The organism is Streptomyces sp. NBC_01142, from assembly GCF_026341125.1.
GTDB lineage: Bacteria > Actinomycetota > Actinomycetes > Streptomycetales > Streptomycetaceae > Streptomyces.
This window is the reverse complement of sequence record NZ_JAPEOR010000001.1, coordinates 426,214-451,703: the sequence shown is the minus strand read 5'-3', so window position 1 is coordinate 451,703 and position 25,490 is coordinate 426,214. Positions and strand designations below refer to the sequence as shown.

General features: G+C 68.1%; 35 protein-coding genes. 3 read left to right on the top strand and 32 right to left on the bottom strand.

Annotated elements, in window-relative coordinates; translation table 11 throughout:
- Positions 1–70 precede the first annotated feature (70 nt).
- The gene (locus OG883_RS02305) at positions 71–1,693 is read right to left on the bottom strand and encodes an ATP-binding cassette domain-containing protein (protein ID WP_266534193.1); all 1,623 of its coding nucleotides are present in this window, start codon (positions 1,691–1,693) and stop codon (positions 71–73) included.
- A gap of 55 nt (positions 1,694–1,748) precedes the next feature.
- On the opposite strand from OG883_RS02305, the gene OG883_RS02300 reads away from it, so the two are divergent.
- Positions 1,749–2,714: a hypothetical protein gene (locus OG883_RS02300; protein WP_266534191.1), complete on the top strand. Its 966-nt coding sequence runs from the start codon at positions 1,749–1,751 to the stop codon at positions 2,712–2,714.
- 112 nt (positions 2,715–2,826) lie between these two features.
- On the opposite strand, the gene truA is transcribed toward OG883_RS02300, so the two are convergent.
- The 31 genes from truA to rpsJ form a co-directional block, all read right to left on the bottom strand.
- Positions 2,827–3,708 (bottom strand): tRNA pseudouridine(38-40) synthase TruA, encoded by an 882-nt coding sequence (gene truA, locus OG883_RS02295; RefSeq protein ID WP_266534189.1) that lies wholly within the window; start codon positions 3,706–3,708, stop codon positions 2,827–2,829.
- A 74-nt stretch (positions 3,709–3,782) separates the two neighbouring features.
- On the bottom strand, positions 3,783–4,277 hold the full coding sequence (gene rplQ / locus OG883_RS02290) for a 50S ribosomal protein L17 (protein WP_266534186.1): 495 nt from the start codon (positions 4,275–4,277) through the stop codon (positions 3,783–3,785).
- Between the two features lie 188 nt (positions 4,278–4,465).
- Entirely contained in the window at positions 4,466–5,488 is a 1,023-nt protein-coding gene (locus OG883_RS02285) for a DNA-directed RNA polymerase subunit alpha (protein WP_003956430.1), read from the bottom strand.
- A 156-nt stretch (positions 5,489–5,644) separates the two neighbouring features.
- Positions 5,645–6,049, bottom strand: coding sequence for a 30S ribosomal protein S11 (gene rpsK, locus OG883_RS02280; RefSeq protein ID WP_003956432.1), 405 nt, complete (start codon positions 6,047–6,049; stop codon positions 5,645–5,647).
- Between the two features lie 103 nt (positions 6,050–6,152).
- On the bottom strand, positions 6,153–6,533 hold the full coding sequence (gene rpsM / locus OG883_RS02275) for a 30S ribosomal protein S13 (protein WP_266534185.1): 381 nt from the start codon (positions 6,531–6,533) through the stop codon (positions 6,153–6,155).
- Positions 6,534–6,724: 191 nt separating this feature from the next.
- On the bottom strand, positions 6,725–6,838 hold the full coding sequence (gene rpmJ / locus OG883_RS02270) for a 50S ribosomal protein L36 (protein ID WP_003956441.1): 114 nt from the start codon (positions 6,836–6,838) through the stop codon (positions 6,725–6,727).
- A gap of 61 nt (positions 6,839–6,899) precedes the next feature.
- A complete protein-coding gene (gene infA / locus OG883_RS02265) occupies positions 6,900–7,121 on the bottom strand; it encodes a translation initiation factor IF-1 (RefSeq protein ID WP_003956442.1) in 222 nt (73 codons plus the stop codon).
- A gap of 139 nt (positions 7,122–7,260) precedes the next feature.
- On the bottom strand, positions 7,261–8,097 hold the full coding sequence (map, locus tag OG883_RS02260) for a type I methionyl aminopeptidase (protein WP_266534183.1): 837 nt from the start codon (positions 8,095–8,097) through the stop codon (positions 7,261–7,263).
- Between the two features lie 118 nt (positions 8,098–8,215).
- Positions 8,216–8,881 carry an adenylate kinase gene (locus tag OG883_RS02255; protein ID WP_266534172.1) on the bottom strand — a complete coding sequence of 222 codons (666 nt, stop codon included), beginning with the start codon at positions 8,879–8,881 and terminating at the stop codon, positions 8,216–8,218.
- On the bottom strand, positions 8,881–10,197 hold the full coding sequence (secY, locus tag OG883_RS02250) for a preprotein translocase subunit SecY (protein WP_266534169.1): 1,317 nt from the start codon (positions 10,195–10,197) through the stop codon (positions 8,881–8,883). The genes OG883_RS02255 and secY overlap by 1 nt, the downstream gene beginning before the upstream one ends.
- A gap of 250 nt (positions 10,198–10,447) precedes the next feature.
- Positions 10,448–10,903 carry a 50S ribosomal protein L15 gene (gene rplO / locus OG883_RS02245; RefSeq protein WP_266534166.1) on the bottom strand — a complete coding sequence of 152 codons (456 nt, stop codon included), beginning with the start codon at positions 10,901–10,903 and terminating at the stop codon, positions 10,448–10,450.
- A 1-nt stretch (position 10,904) separates the two neighbouring features.
- Positions 10,905–11,087, bottom strand: coding sequence for a 50S ribosomal protein L30 (gene rpmD, locus OG883_RS02240; RefSeq protein WP_018550611.1), 183 nt, complete (start codon positions 11,085–11,087; stop codon positions 10,905–10,907).
- The gene (rpsE, locus tag OG883_RS02235; protein WP_266534163.1) at positions 11,087–11,689 is read right to left on the bottom strand and encodes a 30S ribosomal protein S5; all 603 of its coding nucleotides are present in this window, start codon (positions 11,687–11,689) and stop codon (positions 11,087–11,089) included. Before rpsE ends, rpmD begins: the two co-directional genes overlap by 1 nt.
- Positions 11,690–11,735: 46 nt before the next feature.
- Positions 11,736–12,119 (bottom strand): 50S ribosomal protein L18, encoded by a 384-nt coding sequence (rplR, locus tag OG883_RS02230; RefSeq protein WP_266534160.1) that lies wholly within the window; start codon positions 12,117–12,119, stop codon positions 11,736–11,738.
- Positions 12,120–12,122: 3 nt separating this feature from the next.
- Positions 12,123–12,662, bottom strand: coding sequence for a 50S ribosomal protein L6 (gene rplF, locus OG883_RS02225; RefSeq protein ID WP_266534157.1), 540 nt, complete (start codon positions 12,660–12,662; stop codon positions 12,123–12,125).
- 21 nt (positions 12,663–12,683) lie between these two features.
- Positions 12,684–13,082 carry a 30S ribosomal protein S8 gene (gene rpsH, locus OG883_RS02220; RefSeq protein WP_266534153.1) on the bottom strand — a complete coding sequence of 133 codons (399 nt, stop codon included), beginning with the start codon at positions 13,080–13,082 and terminating at the stop codon, positions 12,684–12,686.
- Between the two features lie 225 nt (positions 13,083–13,307).
- Positions 13,308–13,493 carry a type Z 30S ribosomal protein S14 gene (locus OG883_RS02215; protein ID WP_003956452.1) on the bottom strand — a complete coding sequence of 62 codons (186 nt, stop codon included), beginning with the start codon at positions 13,491–13,493 and terminating at the stop codon, positions 13,308–13,310.
- A 2-nt stretch (positions 13,494–13,495) separates the two neighbouring features.
- Positions 13,496–14,056 (bottom strand): 50S ribosomal protein L5, encoded by a 561-nt coding sequence (gene rplE / locus OG883_RS02210; protein WP_266534150.1) that lies wholly within the window; start codon positions 14,054–14,056, stop codon positions 13,496–13,498.
- Entirely contained in the window at positions 14,056–14,379 is a 324-nt protein-coding gene (rplX, locus tag OG883_RS02205) for a 50S ribosomal protein L24 (RefSeq protein ID WP_108151516.1), read from the bottom strand. Before rplX ends, rplE begins: the two co-directional genes overlap by 1 nt.
- A gap of 2 nt (positions 14,380–14,381) precedes the next feature.
- Entirely contained in the window at positions 14,382–14,750 is a 369-nt protein-coding gene (rplN, locus tag OG883_RS02200; RefSeq protein ID WP_266534146.1) for a 50S ribosomal protein L14, read from the bottom strand.
- A gap of 113 nt (positions 14,751–14,863) precedes the next feature.
- Positions 14,864–15,148, bottom strand: a complete 285-nt coding sequence (gene rpsQ, locus OG883_RS02195; RefSeq protein WP_266534143.1) for a 30S ribosomal protein S17 — start codon at positions 15,146–15,148, stop codon at positions 14,864–14,866.
- On the bottom strand, positions 15,148–15,372 hold the full coding sequence (rpmC, locus tag OG883_RS02190) for a 50S ribosomal protein L29 (RefSeq protein WP_071273166.1): 225 nt from the start codon (positions 15,370–15,372) through the stop codon (positions 15,148–15,150). Before rpmC ends, rpsQ begins: the two co-directional genes overlap by 1 nt.
- Positions 15,372–15,791: a 50S ribosomal protein L16 gene (gene rplP, locus OG883_RS02185; RefSeq protein WP_014047785.1), complete on the bottom strand. Its 420-nt coding sequence runs from the start codon at positions 15,789–15,791 to the stop codon at positions 15,372–15,374. The genes rpmC and rplP overlap by 1 nt, the downstream gene beginning before the upstream one ends.
- Before the next feature lie 5 nt (positions 15,792–15,796).
- Complete coding sequence (gene rpsC / locus OG883_RS02180; protein WP_266534135.1) at positions 15,797–16,648, bottom strand: 30S ribosomal protein S3; 852 nt, start codon at positions 16,646–16,648, stop codon at positions 15,797–15,799.
- On the bottom strand, positions 16,648–16,995 hold the full coding sequence (gene rplV, locus OG883_RS02175; RefSeq protein WP_004571827.1) for a 50S ribosomal protein L22: 348 nt from the start codon (positions 16,993–16,995) through the stop codon (positions 16,648–16,650). Before rplV ends, rpsC begins: the two co-directional genes overlap by 1 nt.
- A 40-nt stretch (positions 16,996–17,035) precedes the next feature.
- Complete coding sequence (rpsS, locus tag OG883_RS02170) at positions 17,036–17,317, bottom strand: 30S ribosomal protein S19 (protein ID WP_030351437.1); 282 nt, start codon at positions 17,315–17,317, stop codon at positions 17,036–17,038.
- Between the two features lie 12 nt (positions 17,318–17,329).
- Positions 17,330–18,166: a 50S ribosomal protein L2 gene (rplB, locus tag OG883_RS02165; protein WP_108151510.1), complete on the bottom strand. Its 837-nt coding sequence runs from the start codon at positions 18,164–18,166 to the stop codon at positions 17,330–17,332.
- Positions 18,167–18,205: 39 nt separating this feature from the next.
- The gene (gene rplW, locus OG883_RS02160; RefSeq protein ID WP_148838706.1) at positions 18,206–18,529 is read right to left on the bottom strand and encodes a 50S ribosomal protein L23; all 324 of its coding nucleotides are present in this window, start codon (positions 18,527–18,529) and stop codon (positions 18,206–18,208) included.
- Positions 18,529–19,188, bottom strand: a complete 660-nt coding sequence (gene rplD / locus OG883_RS02155) for a 50S ribosomal protein L4 (protein ID WP_266534129.1) — start codon at positions 19,186–19,188, stop codon at positions 18,529–18,531. Before rplD ends, rplW begins: the two co-directional genes overlap by 1 nt.
- Before the next feature lie 5 nt (positions 19,189–19,193).
- Positions 19,194–19,838 (bottom strand): 50S ribosomal protein L3, encoded by a 645-nt coding sequence (gene rplC / locus OG883_RS02150; protein WP_266534126.1) that lies wholly within the window; start codon positions 19,836–19,838, stop codon positions 19,194–19,196.
- Between the two features lie 14 nt (positions 19,839–19,852).
- On the bottom strand, positions 19,853–20,161 hold the full coding sequence (gene rpsJ / locus OG883_RS02145) for a 30S ribosomal protein S10 (protein ID WP_003948644.1): 309 nt from the start codon (positions 20,159–20,161) through the stop codon (positions 19,853–19,855).
- Between the two features lie 556 nt (positions 20,162–20,717).
- Between rpsJ and OG883_RS02140 the strand changes: the two genes are divergently transcribed.
- Together OG883_RS02140 and OG883_RS02135 are read left to right on the top strand one after the other, a co-directional pair.
- On the top strand, positions 20,718–22,433 hold the full coding sequence (locus OG883_RS02140; RefSeq protein WP_266534123.1) for an RNA ligase family protein: 1,716 nt from the start codon (positions 20,718–20,720) through the stop codon (positions 22,431–22,433).
- Positions 22,434–25,283, top strand: coding sequence for a poly(A) polymerase (locus tag OG883_RS02135; protein WP_266534120.1), 2,850 nt, complete (start codon positions 22,434–22,436; stop codon positions 25,281–25,283).
- Positions 25,284–25,490: the final 207 nt, after the last annotated feature.

The window sequence follows — 25,490 nt, the reverse complement described above, 5'->3', positions numbered from 1 at the left end:
ACGAAGCCAATACGCATAACAATCGACGAGACTACCCGCGCAGCCCCGTATGGGTCAAAACGCGCCCGCCCTAGCGGGCGCGCTCCACCCTCCGCTCGTCCCACACCGGCTCCGCCGTCTCCCGCACCACACCGTCCGAGCCGAACACCAGATACCGGTCGAAGGACCGGGCGAACCACCTGTCGTGCGTGACCGCCAGCACCGTGCCCTCGTACGCCTCCAGCCCGTCCTGCAGCGCCTCCGCGCTCTCCAGGTCCAGGTTGTCGGTCGGCTCGTCGAGCAGCAGTGCCGTCGTCCCCTCGAGCTCCAGCAGCAGAATCTGGAACCGCGCCTGCTGTCCGCCCGACAGCTTCTCGAAGGGCTGGTCCCCCTGCCGCTCCAGCTCGTACCGCCGCAGCACACTCATCGCGCCGCCCCGGTCCTTCGCGTGCTCCGTCCACAGGATGTCGACCAGTGTGCGCCCCAGCAGCTCGGGATGCGCGTGGGTCTGCGCGAAGTGCCCGGGCACCACCCGCGCGCCCAGCTTCCACTCCCCCGTGTGCGCCACCGACCCGTCCCCCGCCATCAGCCGCAGGAAGTGCGACTTGCCGGACCCGTTCGACCCGAGCACCGCGACCCGCTCCCCGTAGAAGATCTCCAGGTCGAACGGCTTCATCAGACCGGTCAGCTCGAGCCCCGCGCAGGTCAGCGCCCGCACCCCGGTCCGGCCGCCCCGCAGCCGCATCCGGATCTCCTGCTCGCGCGGCGGCTCCGGCGGCGGCCCCGCCTCCTCGAACTTCTTGAAGCGGGTCTGCATCGCCCGGTACCGCGACGCCATGTCGGGGCTGCTCGCCGCCTGCTGCCGCAGCCGCAGCACCAGGGCCCTGAGACGGGCGTGCTCCTCGTCCCAGCGCCGCTTCAGCTCCTCGAACCGCGCGAAGCGTTCCTTGCGCGCCGCGTGGTAGGTACCGAAGCCGCCTCCGTGCACCCATACGTCCGACCCCGCCGGACTGGGCTCCACACTCACGATCCGCTCGGCCGTCCGCGCCAGCAGCTCCCGGTCGTGGGAGACGAAGAGGACCGTCTTACGGGTCTCCTTCAGCCGCTCCTCGAGCCACCGCTTGCCCGGCACGTCCAGATAGTTGTCCGGCTCGTCGAGCAGCAGCACCTCGTCGGGGCCCCGCAGCAGCGCCTCCAGCACCAGCCGCTTCTGCTCGCCCCCGCTGAGCGTCTTCAGCTCGCGCCACTGCGCCTTCTCGTACGGGACACCCAGCGCCGCCGTCGTGCACATGTCCCAGACGGTCTCGGCCTCGTACCCCCGCGCCTCCGCCCAGTCGCTCAGCGCCTGCGCGTACCGCATCTGGGCGGCCTCGTCGTCGACCGTCAGGATCCCGTGCTCGGCGGCGTCCACCGCGGCGGCCGCTTCCCTGATCCGGGGCTGGGCGACCGACACCAGCAGGTCCCGGACCGTACGCTCGTCCCGCACCGACCCGACGAACTGCTGCATCACACCCAGCCCGCCACTGACCGTCACCGTCCCGCCGTGCGGCTGAAGTTCCCCGGCCATCAGCCGCAGCAGCGTTGTCTTCCCGGCGCCGTTCGCCCCTACCAGGGCGACCACCGCGCCCTCACCCACCCGGAACGAGGCATCGCCGAGGAGCACCCGTCCGTCCGGTAGGTAGTACTCCAGATGCGCGGCCTCAAGATGTCCCATGCTCCGATTCTCGCTGCCGTTACCGCCTCCGCCTAACAGGTTTAGGATGCGCGGCATGAGCTTTGGGCAAGGGGGACCTCAGTGGGGCCCCGGTGGACAGAACCAGGACCCGTACCGAGGACAGAGCCAGGACCCGTACGGATCCGGGCCGGCCGCACCGGATCCGTACGGACTCGGATCCGGCGGATACGGCAGCTCCGGCAGCGGCGCCGCACCGGACTGGGCCGCGCTCGCGGACGCCTCCGCCGCCCGCGCCCGTCGCAGGAGGTGGCTGCTGGTCGGCGGCGGAGCGCTCGCCACCGCCGCCATCGCCGGCATCGTGGCGACCGCGATCGTCTCCTCCAACAGTGACGACAGCAACCGGGCCTCGGACAAGAACGCGAGCGAACTGCCCGCGCCCACCGACCTGCCCAAGGACACCACCCAGCCCGATCCGTCCTTCTCCTCGGTGGCACCCCTGCCCCCGCCCAACCCGAAGGACTTCATCTCCAACGAGAAGAAGGACACGGCGCCGCTGAGCGCCGACACCCTCTTCCCCGGCAAGAAGCTGACGATGGGCGACCGCGTCTACGCCAAGCACGCCACGGCCCGCACCGGCAACTGCGCCGCCGCCACCCAGGGCGCCCTCGGCTCGGTCCTCGACGCCAACGGCTGCGACCAGGTCTTCCGTGCCACGTACAGCAAGGACGGCATCGCGGTCACCATCGGTGTCGCGGTCTTCGGTACCGAGGCGGAGGCGAAGAAGGCCCAGCAGCAGGCCGACGGCAACATCACCCCGCTCGCCGGCTCGGGCGTCCCCGCCTTCTGCAAGGGCGGCCCGGTCTGCCGCTTCGTGTCCAACTCCTACGGCCGGTACGCCTACTTCACCGCCACCGGCTACACCAAGGCCAAGTCCGTCACCAAGAGCGACGCCAAGGCCTTCCAGACGGGCGACGACCTGGCGGAGTTCACCTTCCGTCAGATCGTGCGCCGCGGCGAGGCCCAGGCCTCGGCGGCGGCCACCGCTCCCGCCGCGGGCTGATCCGGGCGGACCGAGGGCACACCGCAGCCCGGTACCGCCGATCCGGCTGTGCGACGCACAGGGCGCCGGGCGCGCCTGATCCGCCCGCGCGGGGGGACGGTGGCCCTCTGCCTCAGCAGCAGCCACCGCTCCCGTCGGCGGCAGACCCGGGCAGGACGGGCAGGGTGCGCATATTGCGGGCCTCCCGGCTCCGGGCGGCCAGCAACTCGTCGGCGGGGTAGCCGACTTCCTCCAGCGTCAGGCCGTGCGGCCGCACCACATGGACGGCCGAGTCCCGTACCCCCGCGGCCAGCACCTTCGCCGGCCACTCCACCGGCCGGTGCCCGTCACCGACGAACAGCAGGGCGCCGACCAGCGAGCGCACCATGTTGTGGCAGAAGGCGTCTGCCCGCACGGTCGCCGTGATGACCCCGCTCGCGTCCCGCTCCCACTGAAGCTTCTGCAGCGTACGGATGGTCGTGGCGCCCTCGCGCTTCTTGCAGTACGCCGCGAAGTCGTGCTCCCCGACCAGCCCGGCGGCCGCGGCGTTCATGGCGTCGACGTCCAACGCCCAGTCGTGCCACAGCACATGACCGCGCAGCAGCGGATCCACGCCCCCGGGGTTGTCGGTCACCCGGTACGCGTACCGCCGCCAGACCGCCGAGAAGCGCGCGTTGAACCCGGCGGGCGCCTCGGCGACCCGCCACACCCGCACATCGTGGGAGAGCCGCCCGGCAAGCCGCCGCAGCAGCTTGTCCCGGTGCTCGGCCCATACGTCCTGCGGCAGATCGACGTGCGCCACCTGCCCGCGCGCGTGCACACCGGCATCGGTACGCCCCGCGACGGTCAGCTCGTACGTCCGCGAGGACCGCGTCACCGTACGCAGCGCGTCCTCGATCTCACCCTGGACCGTGCGCCGGCCGCTGGGCTGCTTCGCCCACCCGGAGAAGTCCTTGCCGTCGTACGACAGATCCAGCCGCACCCGGACGCACCCGGGCTCCACCTCATCGCTCACGCGCTGATCCTCTCAAAGCGGAACGGGCCCGCACCCCCGAAGGGATACGGGCCCGTCCGTCAGCCTCAGAACGCTCAGGCGTCCTTGGACTCGTCGGCCGCCGGAGCGGCGTCCTCGGACTCGCCCTTGGGCTCGTCCTTCTTGAGGGCGTCTTCCTTGACCGCGCGCTTGGTAGCGGCCTCGGCCTCGTCGACGGTCGCCTTCTTCGCGATCTCACCCTCGACCAGCTCGATCACAGCCATCGGGGCGTTGTCGCCACGACGGTTGCCGATCTTGGTGATACGGGTGTAGCCACCCGGGCGCTCGGCGTAGCGGGGAGCGATCTCGGTGAAGAGCGTGTGGACAACGCCCTTGTCCGTGATCGACTGCAGCACCAGGCGACGGTTGTGGATGTCGCCCTTCTTCGCCTTGGTGATCAGGCGCTCGGCGACCGGACGCAGGCGGCGGGCCTTGGCCTCGGTCGTGGTGATGCGGCCGTGCTCGAACAGCGACTTGGCGAGGTTCGCCAGAAGCAGCTTCTCGTGCGCGGCGCTGCCGCCCAGACGGGCACCCTTTGCGGGACGCGGCATGGTGTTTCTCCTTGTGTGCTGCACCGGCCGTATCAGGTACCGGTGTCAGTTCCCGCGAGGCGGCCGCCCCACGGAAGTCAGGTGCACGCGCGGACGGCGGCTTACCGTCCGTCCGGCGTTTTGAGGACAGAGCCTCAGCCCCGGCGCGGGGCACCCGGAAGATCCCGGGCACCCCTGCCGTAAGGCGATCAGTACTGCTCGGTCTCCACGAAGCCGGCGTCCGCGTCGTCGTCCGCGCCGAAGGCGTCCGCAGCGGCGGTCGGGTCGAATCCGGGCGGGCTGTCCTTGAGGGCCAGGCCCATGCCGGCCAGCTTCGCCTTGACCTCGTCGATCGACTTCGCACCGAAGTTGCGGATGTCGAGCAGGTCCGCCTCGGAACGCGCCACGAGCTCACCCACGGAGTGGATGCCCTCGCGCTTGAGGCAGTTGTACGAACGAACGGTGAGCTCGAGCTCCTCGATCGGCAGCGCCAGGTCGGCAGCGAGCGCGGCGTCCGTCGGGGACGGACCCATGTCGATGCCCTCGGCGTCGATGTTGAGCTCGCGCGCCAGACCGAACAGCTCGACCAGGGTCTTACCGGCCGACGCCATGGCGTCACGCGGACGCATGGCCTGCTTGGTCTCGACATCGACGATCAGCTTGTCGAAGTCGGTGCGCTGCTCGACACGGGTCGCCTCGACCTTGTACGTGACCTTGAGCACCGGCGAGTAGATGGAGTCGACCGGAATACGGCCGATCTCCTGGCCCACCTGCTTGTTCTGCACGGCGGAGACGTAGCCGCGACCGCGCTCGACGGTCAGCTCCATCTCCAGCTTGCCCTTGCCGTTCAGCGTCGCGAGAACGAGGTCCGGGTTGTGGACCTCGACGCCGGCCGGCGGGGCGATGTCAGCAGCGGTGACCAGGCCGGGACCCTGCTTGCGCAGGTACATCACGACCGGCTCGTCGTGCTCCGAGGAGACGACCAGCTGCTTGATGTTCAGGATGAGGTCGGTGACGTCCTCCTTGACGCCCGGCACGGTGGTGAACTCGTGCAGGACACCGTCGATACGGATGGACGTGACAGCCGCACCCGGGATCGAGGAGAGGAGCGTACGACGCAGGGAGTTGCCGAGGGTGTAGCCGAAGCCCGGCTCCAGGGGCTCGATCACGAACCGGGAGCGGTACTCGTCGACGACCTCTTCGGTCAGCGAGGGGCGCTGAGCGATCAGCATGTTGTGAATCCTTCAGTCATGGACACCCACTATTTGATGTCCTGATGTACTGCTGGTACCGCAAGGGTACGGGCGGCACGCCCCCGAAGAGCCGTACCGCCCGAACCTTCAAGCCGAAAAAGCGGCCGAAACCACAGATGCGTCAAGCATCTGGGGTCAGACGCGCCTCCGCTTCGGGGGGCGGCAGCCGTTGTGCGGGGTGGGGGTGACGTCCTGGATCGAACCGACCTCGAGGCCCGTGGCCTGGAGGGAGCGGATCGCGGTCTCACGGCCGGAGCCGGGACCCTTGACGAAGACGTCGACCTTGCGCATGCCGTGCTCCTGCGCGCGGCGGGCGGCCGACTCGGCGGCCATCTGCGCGGCGAAGGGGGTGGACTTGCGCGAGCCCTTGAAGCCGACGTGGCCGGCGGAGGCCCAGGAGATCACGTTGCCCGAGGGGTCGGTGATCGAGACGATCGTGTTGTTGAACGTGCTCTTGATGTGGGCGTGCCCGTGAGCGACGTTCTTCTTTTCCTTGCGGCGCACCTTCTTGGCAGCGCCCTGACGACCCTTGGGGGGCATCTATATCTCCTACGGGAGGTGGTCGGTCCTACAGCGAAGACCGCTTGATGTGCGGGGATCCGGGAGTCGCCCCCCGAAAGACCGCAATGCGTCCTGCTGAGGACTACTTCTTGCCCGGCTTCTTCTTGCCGGCGATCGCGCGACGCGGGCCCTTGCGGGTACGAGCGTTCGTGCTGGTGCGCTGGCCGTGGACCGGGAGGCCACGGCGGTGGCGCAGACCCTGGTAGCAGCCGATCTCGACCTTGCGGCGGATGTCGGCCTGGATCTCGCGACGGAGGTCACCCTCGGTCTTGAGGTTGGCGTCCACGTACTCGCGGAGCTTGACCAGGTCTTCTTCGGCCAGGTCACGAACGCGGGTGTTGGGGTTGACACCGGTGGCGGCGAGGGCCTCCTTGGACCGGGTGCGCCCGATGCCAAAGACGTAGGTGAGGGCGATCTCAACGCGCTTTTCGCGCGGGAGGTCAACGCCGGAAAGGCGTGCCATTCATGGCTCCTGTTGATTTCGGAGGTCTTCCGCAGGACCGCTCCCGGGCCGCCTCCCCCAACGGGGTACCGAGGCGTGCTTCCGGGTCCCCGGCCTCCGCCGGGGGTGTCGAGCCCATCACTGGGCGTCGGGTGCTGCGTATGTACGTATTACGTGCGTCGCGCGAAGTACTGCGAGGTGCAGGTCGTGCTTCAGCCCTGGCGCTGCTTGTGGCGCAGGTTGTCGCAGATGACCATGACCCGACCGTGACGGCGGATCACCTTGCACTTGTCGCAGATCTTCTTGACGCTCGGCTTGACCTTCATGGGATGTCAGGTTCTCCGGGTCAGTGCCACCCACCGCGCCGAAGCGTGGTGCGGGCAAGATCTACTTGTATCGGTAGACGATCCGGCCACGCGTCAGGTCGTACGGAGAGAGCTCCACCACGACCCGGTCATCCGGGAGGATACGGATGTAGTGCATCCGCATCTTGCCGCTGATGTGCGCGAGGACCTTGTGACCGTTCTGGAGCTCCACCTTGAACATGGCGTTCGGGAGAGACTCGATCACGGTGCCCTCGATTTCGATGGCACCTTGCTTCTTGGCCACGCTTCGCCTTTCGAATCGGCTACCTTGATCAGCTCCGTGCGCGCATGAAGACATGCGGGTGCACGAGAGCCGACGAGTCAGTCTACGTCAGGGCACCCGGAAAGACGAATCGGGGAAGTTTGCCCTACAACGTAGATCATCATGCCAGGGGGTCCGGCGCCGCGGTGATGCCCAGCTCCGCGAGCTTCGCCCTGCCGCCGTCCGGTGCGGTCAGCACCAGCGGCCCCTCCTCGGTCACCGCGACCGAGTGCTCCCAGTGGGAGGACCAGGTGCCGTCCGTGGTGATGACCGTCCAGTCGTCCTGCAGCACCTCGGTGTGCGGAGTGCCCAGCGAGACCATCGGCTCGATCGCCAGGCAGAAGCCGGGGACCAGCTTCGGGCCGCGGCCGCGCTTCTTGGAGACGTAGTTCAGCAGATGCGGATCCATGTGCATCTCGGTGCCGATGCCGTGGCCGCCGTACTCCTCGATGATCCCGTACTTGCCGGAGACCGGACGCGGCTGGCGGCGGATGTACGTCTCGATGGCGCGGGAGACGTCGATGAGCCGGTTGCCGTTCTTCATCGCGGCGATACCGGCCCACATCGACTCCTCGGTGACCCGGGAGAGCTCGACCAGCTGCGGCGAGTGACCGGTGCCGACGAAGGCGGTGTACGCGGCGTCGCCGTGCCAGCCGTCGATGATCGCACCGGCGTCGATGGAGATGATGTCGCCGTCCTTGAGGACGGTCTTGTCGTCCGGGATGCCATGGACGACCACCTCGTTGACCGAGGTGCAGATCGTCGCGGGGAACCCGCCGTACCCCAGGAAGTTCGACTTCGCACCGTGGTCGGCGATCACCTTGCGGGCGACCTCGTCCAGATCCTTCGTGGTGGCGCCGGGCACCGCTGCCTCACGGGTCGCCGCGTGAATGGCGGCGACGACCAGTCCCGCCTCACGCATCTTCGCGATCTGCTCGGGGGTCTTGATCTGCACCATTGCGGCTGGCGCCTTTCTGGGTCGACTCGACAAAGGGCTACTCAACAATACGGCCGCGGCGCCCCTAGGACACCGCGGCCGTACTCGTACGTACTGCTCTGCTGCGTACTGCTGCGACTCAGGCCTGTGCGGCCCGGTCCACCTGCAGTGCCTCCATCGCCCGCTGCGTCACCTCGGTGACCTTGCCCAGCGCGGAGATGGTGACCACCAGGCCCTGGGCCTTGTAGTAGTCGATGATCGGCTCGGTCTGCGTGTGGTAGACCTCGAGCCGCCTGCGCACGGTCTCCTCGGTGTCGTCGTCGCGCTGGTACAGCTCGCCGCCGCACGCGTCGCAGACACCCTCCGTCTTCGGCGGGTTGTACGTCACGTGGAAGACGTGCGCACTGTCGTTGCGGCAGATCCGGCGGCCGGCGATCCGCTTGACGACCTCGTCCTCCTCGACCTCCAGGTCGAGCACGGCGTCCAGCTTCATGCCCTCGGAATTCAGCATCTCGTCGAGTGCCTGGGCCTGCGAGACATTGCGCGGGAAGCCGTCCAGCAGGAAGCCGTTCTGGGCGTCCGGCTGGGACATGCGGTCCTTGGCCATCGCGATGGTGATCTCGTCGGGTACGAGGTTGCCGGCGTCCATATACGCCTTGGCCTGCTTCCCGAGCTCCGTGCCCTGGGAGATGTTGGCGCGGAAGAGGTCGCCCGTGGAGATGTGCGGGATCGACAGGTTCTTGGCAAGGTACGCAGCCTGCGTTCCCTTGCCGGCACCGGGCGGTCCGACGAGGACGATTCGCATCAGCGGAGGAACCCTTCGTAATTGCGCTGCTGGAGCTGGCTCTCGATCTGCTTCACGGTTTCCAGACCCACACCCACGATGATCAGGATGCTCGTCCCGCCGAACGGGAAGTTCTGGTTCGCGCCGCCGAAGCCTGCCAACGCCATCGTCGGCACAAGAGCGATCAGACCCAAGTACAGCGAGCCCGGCCAAGTGATCCTGTTGAGCACGTAGCTCAGGTACTCGGCGGTGGGTCGACCGGCCCGGATCCCCGGGATGAAGCCACCATACTTCTTCATGTTGTCGGCGACTTCCTGGGGGTTGAACGTAATCGCCACATAGAAGAAGGCGAAGAACACGATCAGAAGGAAGTAAACGACGGTGTGCGGCGGCTTACCGTCCACCATGTGCTGCTGGATCCAGGTGGCCCACGCTGAATTACCGCCGCCGAACTGAACGACCAGCAGCGGGATGTAGAGCAGCGACGAGGCGAAGATGACGGGAATCACACCCGCCTGGTTCACCTTGAGCGGGATATATGTGGACGTTCCGCCGTACGACTTCCGGCCGATCATGCGCTTCGCGTACTGCACCGGGATCCGGCGCTGGGCCTGTTCGACGAAGACCACGAGCCCGACCATCACGAAGCCGATCAGGATGACCGTGCTGAACTCGATCCAGCCTCCGGCGAGCTTGCCGCTCTCCTTGATGGCCCACAGGGCGCCCGGGAAGCCGGCCGCGATCGAGATGAACATCAGGATCGACATGCCGTTGCCGATACCGCGGTCGGTGATGAGCTCACCGAGCCACATGACCGCCGCCGTACCCGCGGTCATGGTGACGACCATGACGACGGTGGTGAAGATCGACCGGTCGGGCACGATCTGCGTGGACACCCGGCAGCCGCTGAAGAGCGCACCACTGCGGGCCGTGGCCACCAGGCCGGTGCCCTGCAGCACGGCAAGCGCCACGGTCAGGTAACGCGTGTACTGCGTGATCTTCGCAGTGCCGGACTGGCCCTCCTTCTTGAGGGCCTCCAGCCGCGGAATGACCACGGTCAGCAGCTGCAGGATGATGCTCGCCGTGATGTACGGCATGATGCCGAGCGCAAAGATGGTGATCTGCAGCAGCGCCCCGCCGCTGAACATGTTCACCAGGCCGAACAGTCCGTTGTTGCCCTTCTGGGCCGCTTCTACACAGATCTGTACGTTCTGGTAACTCACGCCCGGGACCGGGATGTGCGACCCCAGTCGGTACAGCACGATGATGGCGAGTGTGAAGAGCAGCTTCTTGCGCAGGTCGGGCGTCTTGAACGCCCGGGCGAACGCGGTGAGCACGGTGCCTCCTGCGACCCCCGCGCTACTGCGTCAGAGGTGACGGTATTGAGGATCGACGAATACGAATCAGCAATCCCGCACGGTCCCGGTCGGGCGGACCACACGGCCAAGGGGCAAAACCCCCTGTGTTTACAGCAACAGTGCACGCCACCTTACCGGCGACAGTGCCCCCCTAGGAACGACCAACCGGGGATGCCCCTTTTGGGAGGCATCCCCGGTCGGTTTTCAGCTTTCAGCCACTGAACTCGTCTCAGACGAGCTCGGTGACGGTGCCGCCGGCAGCGGCAATCTTCTCCTTGGCGGAGCCGGAGACGGCGTCAACCGTCACCTGCAGCGCCACGGAGATCTCGCCCTGGCCCAGGACCTTGACGAGGCTGTTCTTGCGAACCGCGCCCTTGTCGACCAGATCGGCGACAGTGACCTCTCCACCCTCGGGGTAGAGAGCGCCGAGCTTGTCCAGGTTCACGACCTGGTACTCGGTGCGGAACGGGTTCTTGAAGCCCTTGAGCTTCGGGAGACGCATGTGGAGGGGCATCTGCCCACCCTCGAAGCGCTCCGGAACCTGGTAACGGGCCTTGGTGCCCTTGGTACCACGACCTGCGGTCTTACCCTTGGACGCCTCACCACGACCCACACGGGTCTTGGCAGTCTTGGCGCCCGGGGCAGGACGGAGGTTGTGGACCTTCAGCGGGTTCTGCTCCGCCATGTCAGTCGACCTCCTCAACCGTCACGAGGTGGCGGACGGTGTGCACCATTCCGCGGAACTCGGGGCGGTCCTCCTTGACAACCACGTCGTGCAGGCGCTTCAGCCCGAGCGAACGAAGGGTGTCGCGGTGGTTCTGCTTGCTACCGATGTACGACTTCGTCTGCGTGATCTTGAGACGGGCCATTACGCACCCGCTCCCGCACGTGCACGAAGCAGAGCCGCGGGGGCGACGTCCTCGAGGGGCAGACCACGGCGAGCCGCGATCTCCTCGGGACGCTGCAGGCCCTTGAGGGCCGCCACGGTCGCGTGCACGATGTTGATCGCGTTGGAAGAGCCGAGCGACTTCGACAGGATGTCGTGAACGCCGGCGCACTCCAGAACGGCGCGCACCGGGCCACCGGCGATAACACCGGTACCGGGAGCAGCCGGCTTCAGCAGCACGACGCCCGCGGCACGCTCGCCCGTGATCGGGTGAGGAATGGTGCCCTGGATGCGCGGAACCTTGAAGAAGTTCTTCTTGGCCTCTTCCACGCCCTTGGCGATGGCCGCGGGAACTTCCTTGGCCTTGCCGTATCCGACACCTACGGTGCCGTCACCGTCGCCCACCACGACCAGCGCGGTGAAGCTGAAGCGGCGACCACCCTTGACAACCTTGGCGACGCGGTTGATCGCGACAACGCGCTCAACGTATGCGGTCTTTTCGGCGGCAGGGCCACCGTCGCGACCCTTCCGGTCCCGCCGCTCGCCGCCACCGGCACCGCTTCCGCGGCGCTGGGGTCCAGCCATTGGATTTACCTCTCTCTGTTACGTCCGTTAGTCCCGGAACCGGGGCTTAGAACTTCAGCCCGGCTTCGCGGGCGGCGTCAGCCAGAGCGGCAATGCGCCCGGCGTACCTGTTGCCACCACGGTCGAACACGACAGCCTCGACGCCGGCAGCCTTCGCACGCTCGGCCACCAGCGCGCCGACCTGCTGGGCCTGGGCGCTCTTGTCGCCCTCGCCACCGCGGATCGAAGCGTCCAGGGTCGACGCCGACGCGAGCGTGTGGCCCGCGATGTCGTCGATGACCTGCGCAACGATGTTGCGGTTGGAGCGCGTCACGACCAGGCGCGGACGCTCCGGCGTGCCGGAGACGTGCTTGCGGACGCGGATGTGGCGGCGCTTGATGGCAGCGCGCTTGTACGCGTCGCCCTTGGCGATCTTTACACCGTATGCCATGGCTTACTTACCCGCCTTTCCGACCTTGCGGCGGATGACCTCGCCCGCGTACTTGACGCCCTTGGCCTTGTACGGGTCGGGCTTACGCAGCTTGCGGATGTTCGCGGCGACCTCGCCGACCTTCTGCTTGTCGATGCCCTCGACCGAGAACTTGGTCGGCGACTCGACCTTGAAGGAGATGCCCTCGGGCGCCTCCACCAGGATCGAGTGGCTGTAACCGAGCTGGAACTCCAGGTTGGAGCCCTTCGCGGCGACGCGGTAACCGACACCGCTGATCTCGAGCGCCTTGACGTAACCCTGGGTCACGCCGGTGATCATGTTCGCCACCAGCGTGCGGGACAGGCCGTGCAGAGCCTTGTTCTGACGCTCGTCGTTCGGGCGGGTGACGTTCAGAACGCCGTCCTCACCCTTAACGATCTCGATCGGCGCGGCGACGGTGTGGGAGAGGGCACCCTTGGGGCCCTTCACCGCGACCGTACGGCCATCGATGGTGACGTCCACACCGGCGGGAACCTGGATGGGGAGCTTGCCGATTCGCGACATTAGCTTTTCCTCCGTTCCCGACTACCAGACGTAGGCGAGGACTTCCCCACCTACGCCCTTCTTGCCTGCCTGCTGGCCGGTCAGAAGACCGTGGGACGTGGAGATGATCGCCACGCCCAGGCCGCCAAGGACCCTCGGCAGGTTGGTGGACTTCGCGTACACACGCAGACCCGGCTTCGAGATCCGCTTGATGCCCGCAATGGAGCGCTCACGGTTCGGGCCGAACTTCAGCTCGAGAACGAGGCTCTTGCCGACCTCGGCGTCCTCGACCTTCCAGCCGGTGATGAAGCCCTCCTGCTGGAGGATCTCCGCGATGTGCGACTTGATCTTGCTGTGCGGCATAGCCACGGTGTCGTGGTACGCCGAGTTCGCGTTACGCAGACGAGTCAGCATGTCCGCGATCGGATCAGTCATGGTCATGAATTGGCCTTCGGCCTCTCTCGCCGGGGTTTCCTGTATGCGCCATCCCTCTCCCCACTCAGTGGCGGGACGGGTGCGGTGCGGGGACCTACGGCGTAGTAAGTCGGTCAGGGCGACGGGCGCCCAACCCCACAAGCCTACGGCATGTGGAGGAGGGCTCCCGCCGACCAGATACTTACCGAGAGCTTCCGGTAATGCTCGTACTGCCCTTTGGGCGTACGGGAATTACCAGGAGCTCTTGGTCACGCCCGGCAGCTCGCCACGGTGAGCCATCTCACGAAGGCACACGCGGCACAGGCCGAACTTGCGGTAGACGGAGTGGGGCCGGCCGCAGCGCTGGCAGCGGGTGTACGCGCGCACACCGAACTTCGGCTTGCGGGCGGCCTTAGCGATCAGAGCCTTCTTCGCCACGGTCAGTTCTCCTTGAACGGGAAGCCGAGGTGACGAAGGAGGGCACGACCCTCGTCGTCGTTGGTCGCCGTGGTGACCACGGTGATGTCCATGCCCCGGACCCGGTCGATCTTGTCCTGGTCGATCTCGTGGAACATGACCTGCTCCGTGAGACCGAAGGTGTAGTTACCACGGCCGTCGAACTGCTTCGGCGACAGACCACGGAAGTCACGGATACGCGGCAGCGCGAGCGACAGCGTACGGTCCAGGAACTCCCACATGCGGTCACCACGGAGGGTGACGTGGCAGCCGATCGGCTGACCCTCACGCAGCTTGAACTGCGCGATGGACTTCCGGGCCTTGGTGACGGCCGGCTTCTGGCCGGTGATCGTGGTGAGGTCGCGAATCGCGCCGTCGATCAGCTTGGAGTCGCGGGCGGCGTCGCCCACACCCATGTTGACCACGATCTTGACGAGACCGGGGATCTGCATGACGTTCTCGTAGGAGAACTCCTCACGCAGCTTGCCGGTGATCTCCTCGCGGTAGCGCAGCTTCAGACGCGGCGCGTTGGTGGTGGCAGTCATCAGATGTCCTCACCGGTCCGCTTGGCAACGCGGATCTTGTTGCCCTCGTCGTCAAAGCGGTAGCCGACGCGGGTGACGACCTTGTTGCCGTCCTTCTCCACAACCAGCTGAACGTTGCTGACGTGGACAGGGGCTTCGGTGGTCACGATGCCGCCGGTCTGCGAACCACGAGCGGTCTGTCCGGCCTTGGTGTGCTTCTTGACCCGGTTGACACCCTCGACCAGGACGCGGTCCTCGCGGGGGAAGGCCTGAATGACCTTGCCCTGCTTGCCCTTGTCCTTGCCGGTGATGACCTGAACCAGGTCGCCCTTCTTGATCTTCATGCTTACAGCACCTCCGGCGCGAGCGAGATGATCTTCATGAACTTCTTCTCGCGCAGCTCACGGCCCACCGGGCCGAAGATACGGGTGCCACGAGGGTCGCCGTCGTTCTTCAGAATGACGGCGGCGTTCTCGTCGAAGCGGATGTACGAGCCGTCCTGACGACGACGCTCCTTGACGGTGCGAACGATGACCGCCTTGACGACGTCACCCTTCTTCACGTTGCCGCCGGGGATCGCGTCCTTGACGGTGGCGACAATGACGTCACCGATGCCCGCGTAGCGGCGACCCGAGCCACCGAGAACACGGATGCAAAGGACTTCCTTGGCACCAGTGTTGTCGGCGACACGCAGTCGCGACTCCTGCTGGATCACGTCTATCTCCTGATTGTCTGCCGGTTCCCGGCGGGGACTGGCTGCTTCTGAATCTCACAGCGCAGTCCCCACCGAGCCTGGCGGAACCGACCTGAGGGAAACCCCTCAGGTAATTACTTGGCCTTCTCGAGGATCTCGACGATGCGCCAGCGCTTGCTCGCCGACAGCGGACGCGTCTCCATGATGAGGACGCGGTCGCCGACGCCGGCAGCGTTCTGCTCGTCGTGCGCCTTGAGCTTGTTCGTACGGCGGATGACCTTGCCGTACAGCGCGTGCTTGACGCGGTCCTCGACAGCGACGACGACGGTCTTGTCCATCTTGTCGCTGACGACCAGACCCTCACGGGTCTTGCGGAATCCGCGGTCGGTCTTCTTCTCAGTCACGTTGCTCTCGCTCATCAGGCGCTCTCCACCGTCTCGATGCCCAGCTCGCGCTCACGCATCAGGGTGTAGATCCGCGCGATGTCCTTGCGGACGGCCTTGAGCCGACCGTGGTTCTCGAGCTGACCAGTCGCCGCCTGGAAGCGGAGATTGAACAGCTCTTCCTTGGCCTCGCGAAGCTTGCCAACAAGCTCCTCGTTGCCCAGCTCACGCAGCTCGGACGCCTTGGTACCGGCCGACATCACGACTCACCTGCCTCGCGCCGAACGATCCGGCACTTCATCGGAAGCTTGTGAGCAGCGCGGGTAAGCGCCTCACGCGCAATCTTCTCGTTCGGGTAGGACAGCTCGAACATCACCCGACCGGGCTTGACGTTCGCGATCCACCACTCGGGGGAACCCTTACCGGAACCCATGCGGGTCTCGGCAGGCTTCTTCGTGAGCGGGCGGTCCGGGTAAATGTTGATCCAGACCTTGCCGCCACGCTTGATGTGGCGGGTCATCGCGATACGAGCCGCCTCGATCTGGCGGTTGGTCACGTACGCCGGAGTGAGGGCCTGAATGCCGTACTCGCCGAACGCAACCTGCGTACCACCCTTGGACATACCGCTGCGCTTCGGGTGGTGCTGCTTGCGGTGCTTGACCCTACGGGGGATCAGCATTTCGGTCAGGCCTCCGTTCCGGTGCTCTCAGCAGCCGGAGCAGCGGCAGCGGCGGGAGCCTCGGCCTTGGAGGCCTCGGCTGCCGGCGCAGACTGCTGCGGCTTGCGACCACCGCGGCCGCCCCGCTCGCCACCACGACCGCCACGGCCACCGGCCGGACGGTCGCCGGCGCCACCACGGGCCGGGCGGTTACCCGCACGGGCCGCAGCGTTCTCGGCGCGGACCTCGGCGATGTTCTTGACGTCGCCCTTGTAGATCCAGACCTTCACACCGATACGGCCGAAGGTCGTCTTGGCCTCGAAGAAGCCGTAGTCGACGTTCGCACGGAGCGTGTGCAGGGGCACGCGGCCCTCGCGGTAGAACTCCGAGCGGGACATCTCGGCGCCGCCGAGGCGGCCACCGCACTGGATCTTGATGCCCTTGGCGCCGGCCTTCATCGTGCCCTGCATGCTCTTACGCATGGCGCGACGGAAGGAGACGCGGGAGGAGAGCTGCTCGGCGACGGCCTGGGCCACCAGCTGAGCGTCCACCTCGGGGTTCTTGACCTCGAGGATGTTCAGCTGGACCTGCTTGCCGGTCAGCTTCTCCAGCTCGCCACGGATGCGGTCGGCCTCGGCGCCACGGCGGCCGATGACGATGCCCGGGCGGGCGGTGTGGATGTCAACGCGGACGCGGTCGCGGGTGCGCTCGATCTCAACCTTCGAGATACCGGCACGCTCCATGCCCTTCGTCATCATGCGACGAATGGCAACGTCTTCCTTGACGTAGTCCTTGTACAGCTTGTCGGCGTACCAGCGGGACTTGAAGTCCGTGGTGATGCCGAGCCGGAACCCATGCGGGTTAACCTTCTGGCCCATTACCGGGTTCCTTCCTTGCTGCTGACGACCACGGTGATGTGGCTGGTCCGCTTACGGATCCGGTAGGCACGGCCCTGAGCACGCGGACGGAACCGCTTCAGGGTCGGACCCTCGTCCACGTACGCCTCGCTGATGACCAGCGAAGAGGCGTCGGTGTGGTCGTAGTTGTGTGCAGCATTGGCAATGGCGCTGTCAAGCACCTTGCCAACCGGCACGCTCGCGGCCTGCGGGGCGAAACGCAGGACCGCCTGAGCCTCCGTGGCATCCATGCCACGGATGAGGTCCACCACTCGGCGGGCCTTCATGGGCGTGACGCGGATGTACCGCGCCTGGGCCCTGGCTTCCATGGTTGTCCCTTCGGTGTAAGTCATAGTCAGTCACCCCGCGTTAGCGGCGCTTCGACTTCCGGTCGTCCTTGACGTGGCCGCGGAAGGTGCGAGTCGGCGAGAACTCGCCGAGCTTGTGGCCGACCATCGACTCGGTGACGAACACCGGGACGTGGATCTTGCCGTTGTGCACCGCGATCGTGTGGCCGAGCATGGCCGGGACGATCATCGAGCGACGGGACCAGGTCTTGATGACGTTCTTGGTGCCTGCTTCGTTCTGGACGTCCACCTTCTTGATGAGGTGGTCGTCGACGAAGGGCCCCTTCTTGAGACTGCGCGGCATCTAAACCCGCTCCTAGCGCTTCTTGTTCGTCTTGCGGCGGCGGACGATGTACTTGCTCGATGCCTTCTTCGGCGAGCGAGTACGACCCTCCTTCTGACCCCACGGGCTGACCGGGTGGCGACCACCGGAGGTCTTGCCCTCACCACCACCGTGCGGGTGGTCAACCGGGTTCATCGCGACACCGCGGACGGTCGGGCGAACGCCCTTCCAGCGCAGACGGCCGGCCTTGCCCCAGTTGATGTTCGACTGCTCGGCGTTGCCGACCTCGCCGATGGTGGCGCGGCAGCGGGCGTCGACCAGCCGGATCTCGCCGGACGGCATACGAAGGTGGGCCATCGTGCCCTCCTTCGCCAGCAGCTGCACGGAGGCACCCGCGGAACGGGCGAACTTCGCGCCGCCGCCGGGCCGCAGCTCGATGGCGTGGATGGTCGTACCGACCGGGATGTTGCGCAGCGCCAGGTTGTTGCCGGGCTTGATGTCGGCGGCCGGGCCGTTCTCGACACGGTCGCCCTGCGTCAGGCCCTTGGGCGCGATGATGTAGCGCTTCTCGCCGTCTGCGTAGTGCAGGAGCGCGATGCGCGCGGTGCGGTTCGGGTCGTACTCGATGTGAGCGACCTTGGCCGGCACGCCGTCCTTGTCGTGACGACGGAAGTCGATCACGCGGTAGGCGCGCTTGTGGCCACCGCCCTGGTGACGGACGGTCACACGACCGGTGTTGTTACGGCCGCCCTTGCTGTGCAGGGGGCGGACCAGCGACTTCTCCGGCGTGGACCGCGTGATCTCGACAAAGTCGGCGACGCTGGAGCCACGACGGCCCGGGGTCGTCGGCTTGTACTTGCGGATACCCATTTCTCAGTCCTCGTCCGATTCCGGACGACTCGACCTCCGTCAGGAGGTCGGGCCGCCGAAGATGTCGATACGGTCGCCCTCGGCAAGGGTCACGATGGCGCGCTTGGTGTCAGCGCGCTTGCCGAAACCGGTGCGGGTGCGCTTGCGCTTGCCCTGACGGTTGATCGTGTTGACCCCGGTGACCTTGACCGAGAAGACCGCCTCGACGGCCTGCTTGATCTGGGTCTTGTTGGAGCCGGGCGCGACGATGAACGTGTACTTGTTCTCGTCGAGCAGGGCGTAGCTCTTCTCGGAGACCACGGGCTTGACGAGAACGTCGCGCGGGTCCGTGAAGGTCTTGCTGGTTACGGTCGCCTCGGACATCAGGCGTCGCTCCCTTCGGTCTCATCGTTCCGGCCAGTAGGCGCGCCAGACACGAAGGACTCGAAGGCGGCCTTGGTGAAGACCACGTCGTCGGAGACGAGCACGTCGTACGTGTTCAGCTGGCCCGGCTCCAGGAGGTGCACCTGGGGCAGGTTGCGGGCGGACAGCCACGCGGCCTCGTCGGCCCGCTCGACAATCAGGAGCACGTGCTTGCGCTCACTGATCTTGCCCAGCAGGGTCTTCGCGGTCTTCGTGGACACCGCGCCCTCGACCACGCCGGTGACGACGTGGATACGGGAGTTACGGGCCCGGTCGGTGAGGGCACCGCGCAGGGCGGCGGCCTTCATCTTCTTCGGGGTCCGCTGCGAGTAGTCACGCGGCGTGGGGCCGTGTACGACGCCACCGCCGGCGAACTGCGGCGCACGGGTCGAACCCTGACGGGCGCGGCCGGTGCCCTTCTGGCGGTAGGGCTTCTTGCCGCCACCACGGACCTCGCCACGGCGCTTGACCTTGTGCGTGCCCTGACGGGCGGCGGCCAGCTGCGCGACGACGACCTGGTGGATCAGCGGGATGCTGACCTTGGCGTCGAAGATCTCGGCCGGGAGCTCGAGGGTCCCGGACTTGTCGCCGGAGGGCGACAGAATGTCAATGGTGCTCATAGTCCTCAGACCCCCTTGGCCGCAGTGCGGACGAGGACGAGGCCGCCGTTCGGACCAGGAACCGCGCCCTTGATGAGCAGCAGGCCCTTCTCCGCGTCAACCGCGTGGATGGTCAGGTTCTGGGTGGTGACCCGCTCATTACCCATGCGGCCCGCCATGCGCATGCCCTTGAAGACACGCCCAGGGGTGGCGCAGCCACCGATGGAACCGGGCGAGCGGTGCTTGCGCTGGGTACCGTGACCGGCGCCGAGGCCCTTGAAGTTGTGACGCTTCATGACACCGGCGAAGCCCTTGCCCTTGCTCTTGCCCGTGACGTCAACCTTGACGCCGGACTCGAACACCTCGGCAGTGATCTCCTGGCCGAGCGTGTACTCGCTGGCGTCGGAGGTACGGAGCTCCACCAGGTGGCGGCGCGGGGTCACGTCGGCCTTGGCGAAGTGACCCTTGAGGGGCTTGTTCACCTTGCGCGGGTCAATCTCGCCGAAGGCGATCTGGACCGACTCGTAGCCGTCGATGTCGTTCTTACGGACCTGGGTAACGACGCAGGGCCCGGCCTTGACGACGGTCACCGGGACGACACGGTTGTTCTCGTCCCAGACCTGGGTCATGCCGAGCTTCTCGCCCAGGACGCCCTTGATCTGCTTTGCCATCTTCTCCGCGCCTCTCAGAGCTTGATCTCGATGTCAACGCCGGCCGGAAGGTCCAGGCGCATCAGCGAGTCAACGGTCTTGGGCGTCGGGTCGAGGATGTCGATCAGGCGCTTGTGCGTGCGCATCTCGAAGTGCTCGCGCGAGTCCTTGTACTTGTGCGGCGACTTGATGACGCAGTACACGTTCTTCTCAGTGGGCAGCGGCACCGGGCCTGCGACCGACGCACCAGTGCGGGTCACCGTCTCGACGATCTTCTTCGCCGAGCTGTCGATGACCTCGTGGTCGTAGGCCTTGAGCCGGATGCGGATCTTCTGTCCCGCCATGGCTACTAGTAGTCCTGTCTCTCGAAACGCTCTGGAACCCGGAAGGCTGTGCTTCTTGAAAGCACCGTTCTCTCCGACCCACGCGGTCGGGCGTGTCGCATTCCCTCTACGAAGATCTCCCGAAGGATTTCCCAACCAAGGGGTGCGGGCCAAAGACCGCGAGCCGGGGGAAAACACCCACCGGGTGCCTGGTCTGCACCCCGCTGACGCTTCCCGAAAGATTCCCGTACGTCCGCCCCAGTGCTGCCTTACGGCAGATAGGGCGACGAGTACTGTGGGACTCGCTTCCGGTCCTCCCGACGGGAGGCGCGCAGCATCGGCACTCAACCGAGCAACCCCGACAGTCTGCCATACGGGGCATGCCCAGGGCCAATCGAAGCCTGGCACTGTACCCCCGAGGGGCACCTCCCACACAGCCGGACCGGCAGCATGGCGATTCCCCCGGCCTTCCAGGAGTCCGCCGGACACGGCCACTTCCGGTTTATTCGTTCGATCACCGCTCCCCCGCGCTCCTACTCTGACCGGGCACATCATCGTCGCCGGGGGCTGATTCACCATGCGCACGCACTATCCGCGGACACCGCATCTGCCCTGGTCGCCGGGTGCGGCCTCGGACGACGTACGGATCGCGGATCTGTCCGGGTTCCTCGGCCGCGAAGTCGTCGTCACCGAGAAGCTCGACGGGGAGAACACGACGCTCTACGCCGACGGGCTGCACGCCCGCTCGCTGGACTCCGCGCACCATCCGTCACGGGCCTGGGTCAAAGCCCTGCAGGGGCGGGTCGGTCACGGCGTGCCCGCCGGCTGGCGGGTGTGCGGGGAGAACATGTACGCGCGGCACTCGATCGCGTACGAAGCGCTGGAGAGCTGGTTCTACGGCTTCTCGGTCTGGGACGGCGACGGCCGGTGCCTGGACTGGGACCGGACCGTTCCCTGTCTGCGGGGACTCGGGATTCCCGCGCCGCCCATCCTCTGGCGCGGCACCTTCGACGAGCGGGCCCTGCGCGCGCTGAAGCTCGACACCGCGCGGCAGGAGGGGTACGTCGTACGGACGGTCGACGGCTTCGGGCAGGGGGAGTTCGGGCGTCGGGTGGCCAAGTGGGTGCGGACCGGGCACGTACAGACCAGCACGCACTGGATGCACACCACCGTCGTGGAGAACGGTCTCGGCCCGGCCGCCGCGCTGTGGGCGGTGCGGTCGGGGGCGGTGCCGGATGTGGCGGCCCTGTCGGCCGCGGTGGGGCTGCGCACGGCCGACGAGACAGCGAACGAGCCGGCGGACGAGGCGGTCGTCGCCGAGGCGTCCGCACGGCTCGATGTACTGGGCCGCTCCGGGGACGCGCGACTCGCGGGCGTGCTGGCCGCGCTGCTGCACAACAGTCGGCGGGCGTGGCTGGCGGCACGGCTGGCGGCCCCGCTGGGCATGCCACTGGCGCGGCAGGTCGCCGACCTGGTGGGGCTGCACGGCGGGCTGCACCGGCCGTATCCCGACGAGGAGCGCCGGACCGGGCTGGTGCGGATGTCGTACGCCGTGGACCTGGGGGTGCTGCACGCCGTCGCCGCAGCGGTCGCTCCCGACGCCGGGGCGCGTGAGCAGGTGGACTGGTCGGCCCTGCACGCCGAGGACGCCGGACTGCTGGGCGAGGCACCGCTGGAATCACCACTGGCGTCGCTGCGGGAGGCGTTCGCCGCGCTGGAGCCCGCCGCGGCCGACCGGTGCCGGGCGGAGGCCCGCGAGGCGTACGCGCGCGGGCGGATCACGACCGCCGAGGAGGCTGTTGCCGCGACCTGGCGGTGGCGGTCCGGGGAGTTTCCGAAGCTGATCCACATGGTCGGTCCTTCGGGCAGCGGCAAGAGCACCTTCGCCCGGGCCCTGCCCGGGACCGATGCGTACGTGTCCCTCGACGATCTGCGCGAGGCACGCGGCTCACGTGCGGACCAGAGGGCCAACAGGGACGTACTGCGGACGGGACTGGACCGGCTGGACAGCGCGCTGGCCGCGGGTGGGACCGTGGTGTGGGACGCCACATCGCTCAATGCGCACCAGCGTTCCCTGGTGCACGCGGTCGCCCGCCGGCGCGACGCGCTGATCACCCACGCGGTGGTGCTGGTCGACGAGGACGAACTGGCCCGGCGCAACGCCCACCGGGCGCAGCCGGTGCCGCCGGAGGTGCTCACCACGCAGCTCCACCGGTTCGTCCCGCCGTATCCCGGCCAGGCGCACCGCACGTGGTACGTCGGCGCGGCCGGGACCGTCGAGGAGGAGGCGTAGATGCGTACCAGCGAGGAGATCTACCACCGGGTGCGCTGGGACTCGCGCTTCGACCCGGCCCGGTTCGTGGTGGGGATCATCCAGCGGGGCGCCGCGCCCAAGCGGATGCCGCTGTCCGCCTTCGTGCCCGGCGGCGAGATCCCGTGGCACCGGGTGCTGTTCTTCGAGGCGGACGGCGAGCTGGTCTGGGACCGCTCCACGGGTGTGGACCGGATCGACGCGACGGACGCCGGACGGGTACGGGACCCGCGGCGGCTGCGGGCGCCGTTCTTCACCGCGAGGGCGCCGTACGCCTGGGACGCGGAGCAGGGCGGCTGGGCGGCCGCGGCGGAGCCCCGGGGCGGGCCGGCCTCGGCGGGTCTGCGCGTACTGAGCTGGAACACCCTCTGGGACCGCTACGACAGCGACCGTATCGACACCGCCCGGCGAAGGCCTCTGCTGCTGGCGGCCCTCCGCGACGCCGACGCGGACGTCATCGCCCTCCAGGAGGTCGAGTCGGAGCTGCTCGCCATGCTGCTGGACGCGCCATGGGTGCGCGACAGCTACACGCTGGGCACCGACCCGTCCGGGCGCGATGTCGACGACTGCGGGCTGCTGGTGCTCAGCCGACTGCCGGTACGGGAGGCGGGCACGCACGTCCTGGGCCCGCACAAGGCCGTCACCGCCGTCGTCGTGGAGACCGTGGCCGGGCCGGTCGTGGTCGCGGCGACCCACCTGAGCAGTGACCACTCCGAGAACGGGCCGGCCCGGCGGGAGACCGAACTGGTGGAGCTCGCCGAGGGGTTGGCGGGCGTCGAGGGCGATGTGGTCCTGCTCGGCGACTTCAACGACGGCGGGGACGCGCCGGAGACGACGCTCGGAATGCGGGACGCGTGGAGCGAGGTGCACGGTCCTGGCGACCGGACGCCGACCTTCGACCCGGGCGTCAACCCGCTGGCCGCGGTCTCCTCGCTGTCCGGCCGGGTGTCCCGGCTGGACCGGGTGCTGCTGCGCGCGCCGGGGCTGCGGGTGGACGGGGCTGTCCTGCGAGGGGATACGCCGACTCCGGACGGCCTGTACATCTCCGACCACTACGGCGTCGAGGCGGACCTGAGCCTGGACGGTGAGGGGCCTGTGGGAGTTCTCGACGTACGGCCGACGGCCCGTACGGCGGTGGCGTGGATCCCGCCGCAGGAGCTCTGGCCGCCGCTCCAGGACATCCGCCGGGACCATGACCCGCAGATCCGCCGCTGGCCGCCGCACGTCAACCTGCTCTTCGGTTTCGTACCCGAGTGCGACTTCGAGCAGGCGGCCCCGCTGCTGGCCGTGGCGGCAGCCACGATTGGTCCGTTCACCGCGCGGCTGGAGGGCGTGCACAGCTTCGGGCACCGGGAGGACGCCACCGTATGGCTCGACCCGGCCGCGGCGGGCGAGGAACCGTGGGCGGAGCTGCGGCGGGCGCTGGAACAGCGGTTCCCGCGCTGCCGGGGCCACCGCGAGGGCTTCACCCCGCATCTGAGCCTGGGCAGGACCCGGGACCCGCATGCGCTCACCGCGGAGTGCGCCGACCGGCTCGGTGCCGCCTTGACCGCTCAGGTCGGGGAACTGGCCCTGCTGTCCCGCAGGGGCGGCGAGCCGATGCGGGTACGGGCGACGGTCGCCCTGGGGACGGGCGAGGTGCGGTGGCTTCGCGAGGAGCGGCGGTCGGGTGCACCGGCCGCGGAGGACGCGTCCCGCATCGCGGACACCCGCACCACGCACACCCGTACCGCGGACACCCGTACCGCGGACACCCGCACCGCGGACCGCGTCTCGGAGGCACTGGCCGACGGAGTCGTGTACGTCGTCGGCTCACGGCGCATGGGCTGCGCTCTGCCCGGCGCGGATCTGGACCTGGTGGCCGCGCTGCCCGGCGACGCCGACCCGGCCGCGGTACGGGCCCGGGTGACGGCGGCGCTGCCGGAGGCGACCGGGGTACGGGAAGTGATCGGCGCGAGGGTGCCCGGGCTGCGGCTCTGCGTCGACGGGCTGAACGTGGACCTTGCCGTCGTCGCCACGGGCTCGATGGCCCCCTCCGACGCGGTCGCCCGCCGCATCGAGTTGGGCGAGGCGTCGGCGATCGCGCTCAGCGCGGTGAGCGACGCGGACGCGGTGCTCACCGCGGCCGGCGAGCACCGGGATGCGTTCGCCCGGCTCGCCAGGGAGGTCAAGGCCTGGGCGAAGGCACGCGGGCTGGACTCGGCCCCGTTCGGCGGCCTGCCGGGCCTGGCCTGGTCCGTACTGGCGGCCCGTACCGCCCGCGAGGCCGGGGAGCTGCCGCCCGGCGACCTGCTGCGGCACTTCTTCGCCACCTGGGCGGCCTGGGACTGGCGCATCCCGGTAGGCGGCCCGGGCCCGCATCTGCCGGTCACGGTCATGACCCCGACCGAGCCGGTGCGGCCCTGCACCGAACAGGTCTCCGCCGGTGGACGGGACCTGCTGGCCCAGGAGTTGTTCCGGGCCTGGGAGATCGTGGAGAGCGCGGCGGCCCAGGGCACCGATCCCCGGCCGGAACTGCTCTCCCCGCCGCCCCTGCATCGCCGCCACGCGGCCTGGGCGGTCCTGACCCTGGGTCCGGATGCCGACGAGGGCCGGGTACGCGGCCGGATGAGGGCACTCCTCACCGCCTTGGAGGAGGCGGGCGCGACGGACGCCCATGCCTGGCCCCGCCCGTTCACCACCGCCCGGGCATCCACCCGTTACGCCATCGGCCTCGGCCCCGCCCCGCCCGGCCGGGCCCGGCTCGACGAGATCGCCGGACGATGGCTCAGGGGCCTGCCCGACACGACCCTCACACACGAGGAGTGCGGTGAGCTCCCGACCCTGAACTGACGCTCCGCCGACCCTCTGCCGCCCGTGAATGACCCTCTGCCGAGCGCCCCCGCTCCATGAACAAAGCATGGCGCCGGGGGCAACCCGGCACGTCGAAAACCCGTCTTGTTGATCGCGGAACGGCTCTGACCAGCCCGTCCGCCCAGTGGGGAGTTCAGGGGAGTTCAACGGTACGCAGCACGGGGGGCCTGTCTGCCCGCTGCGAGC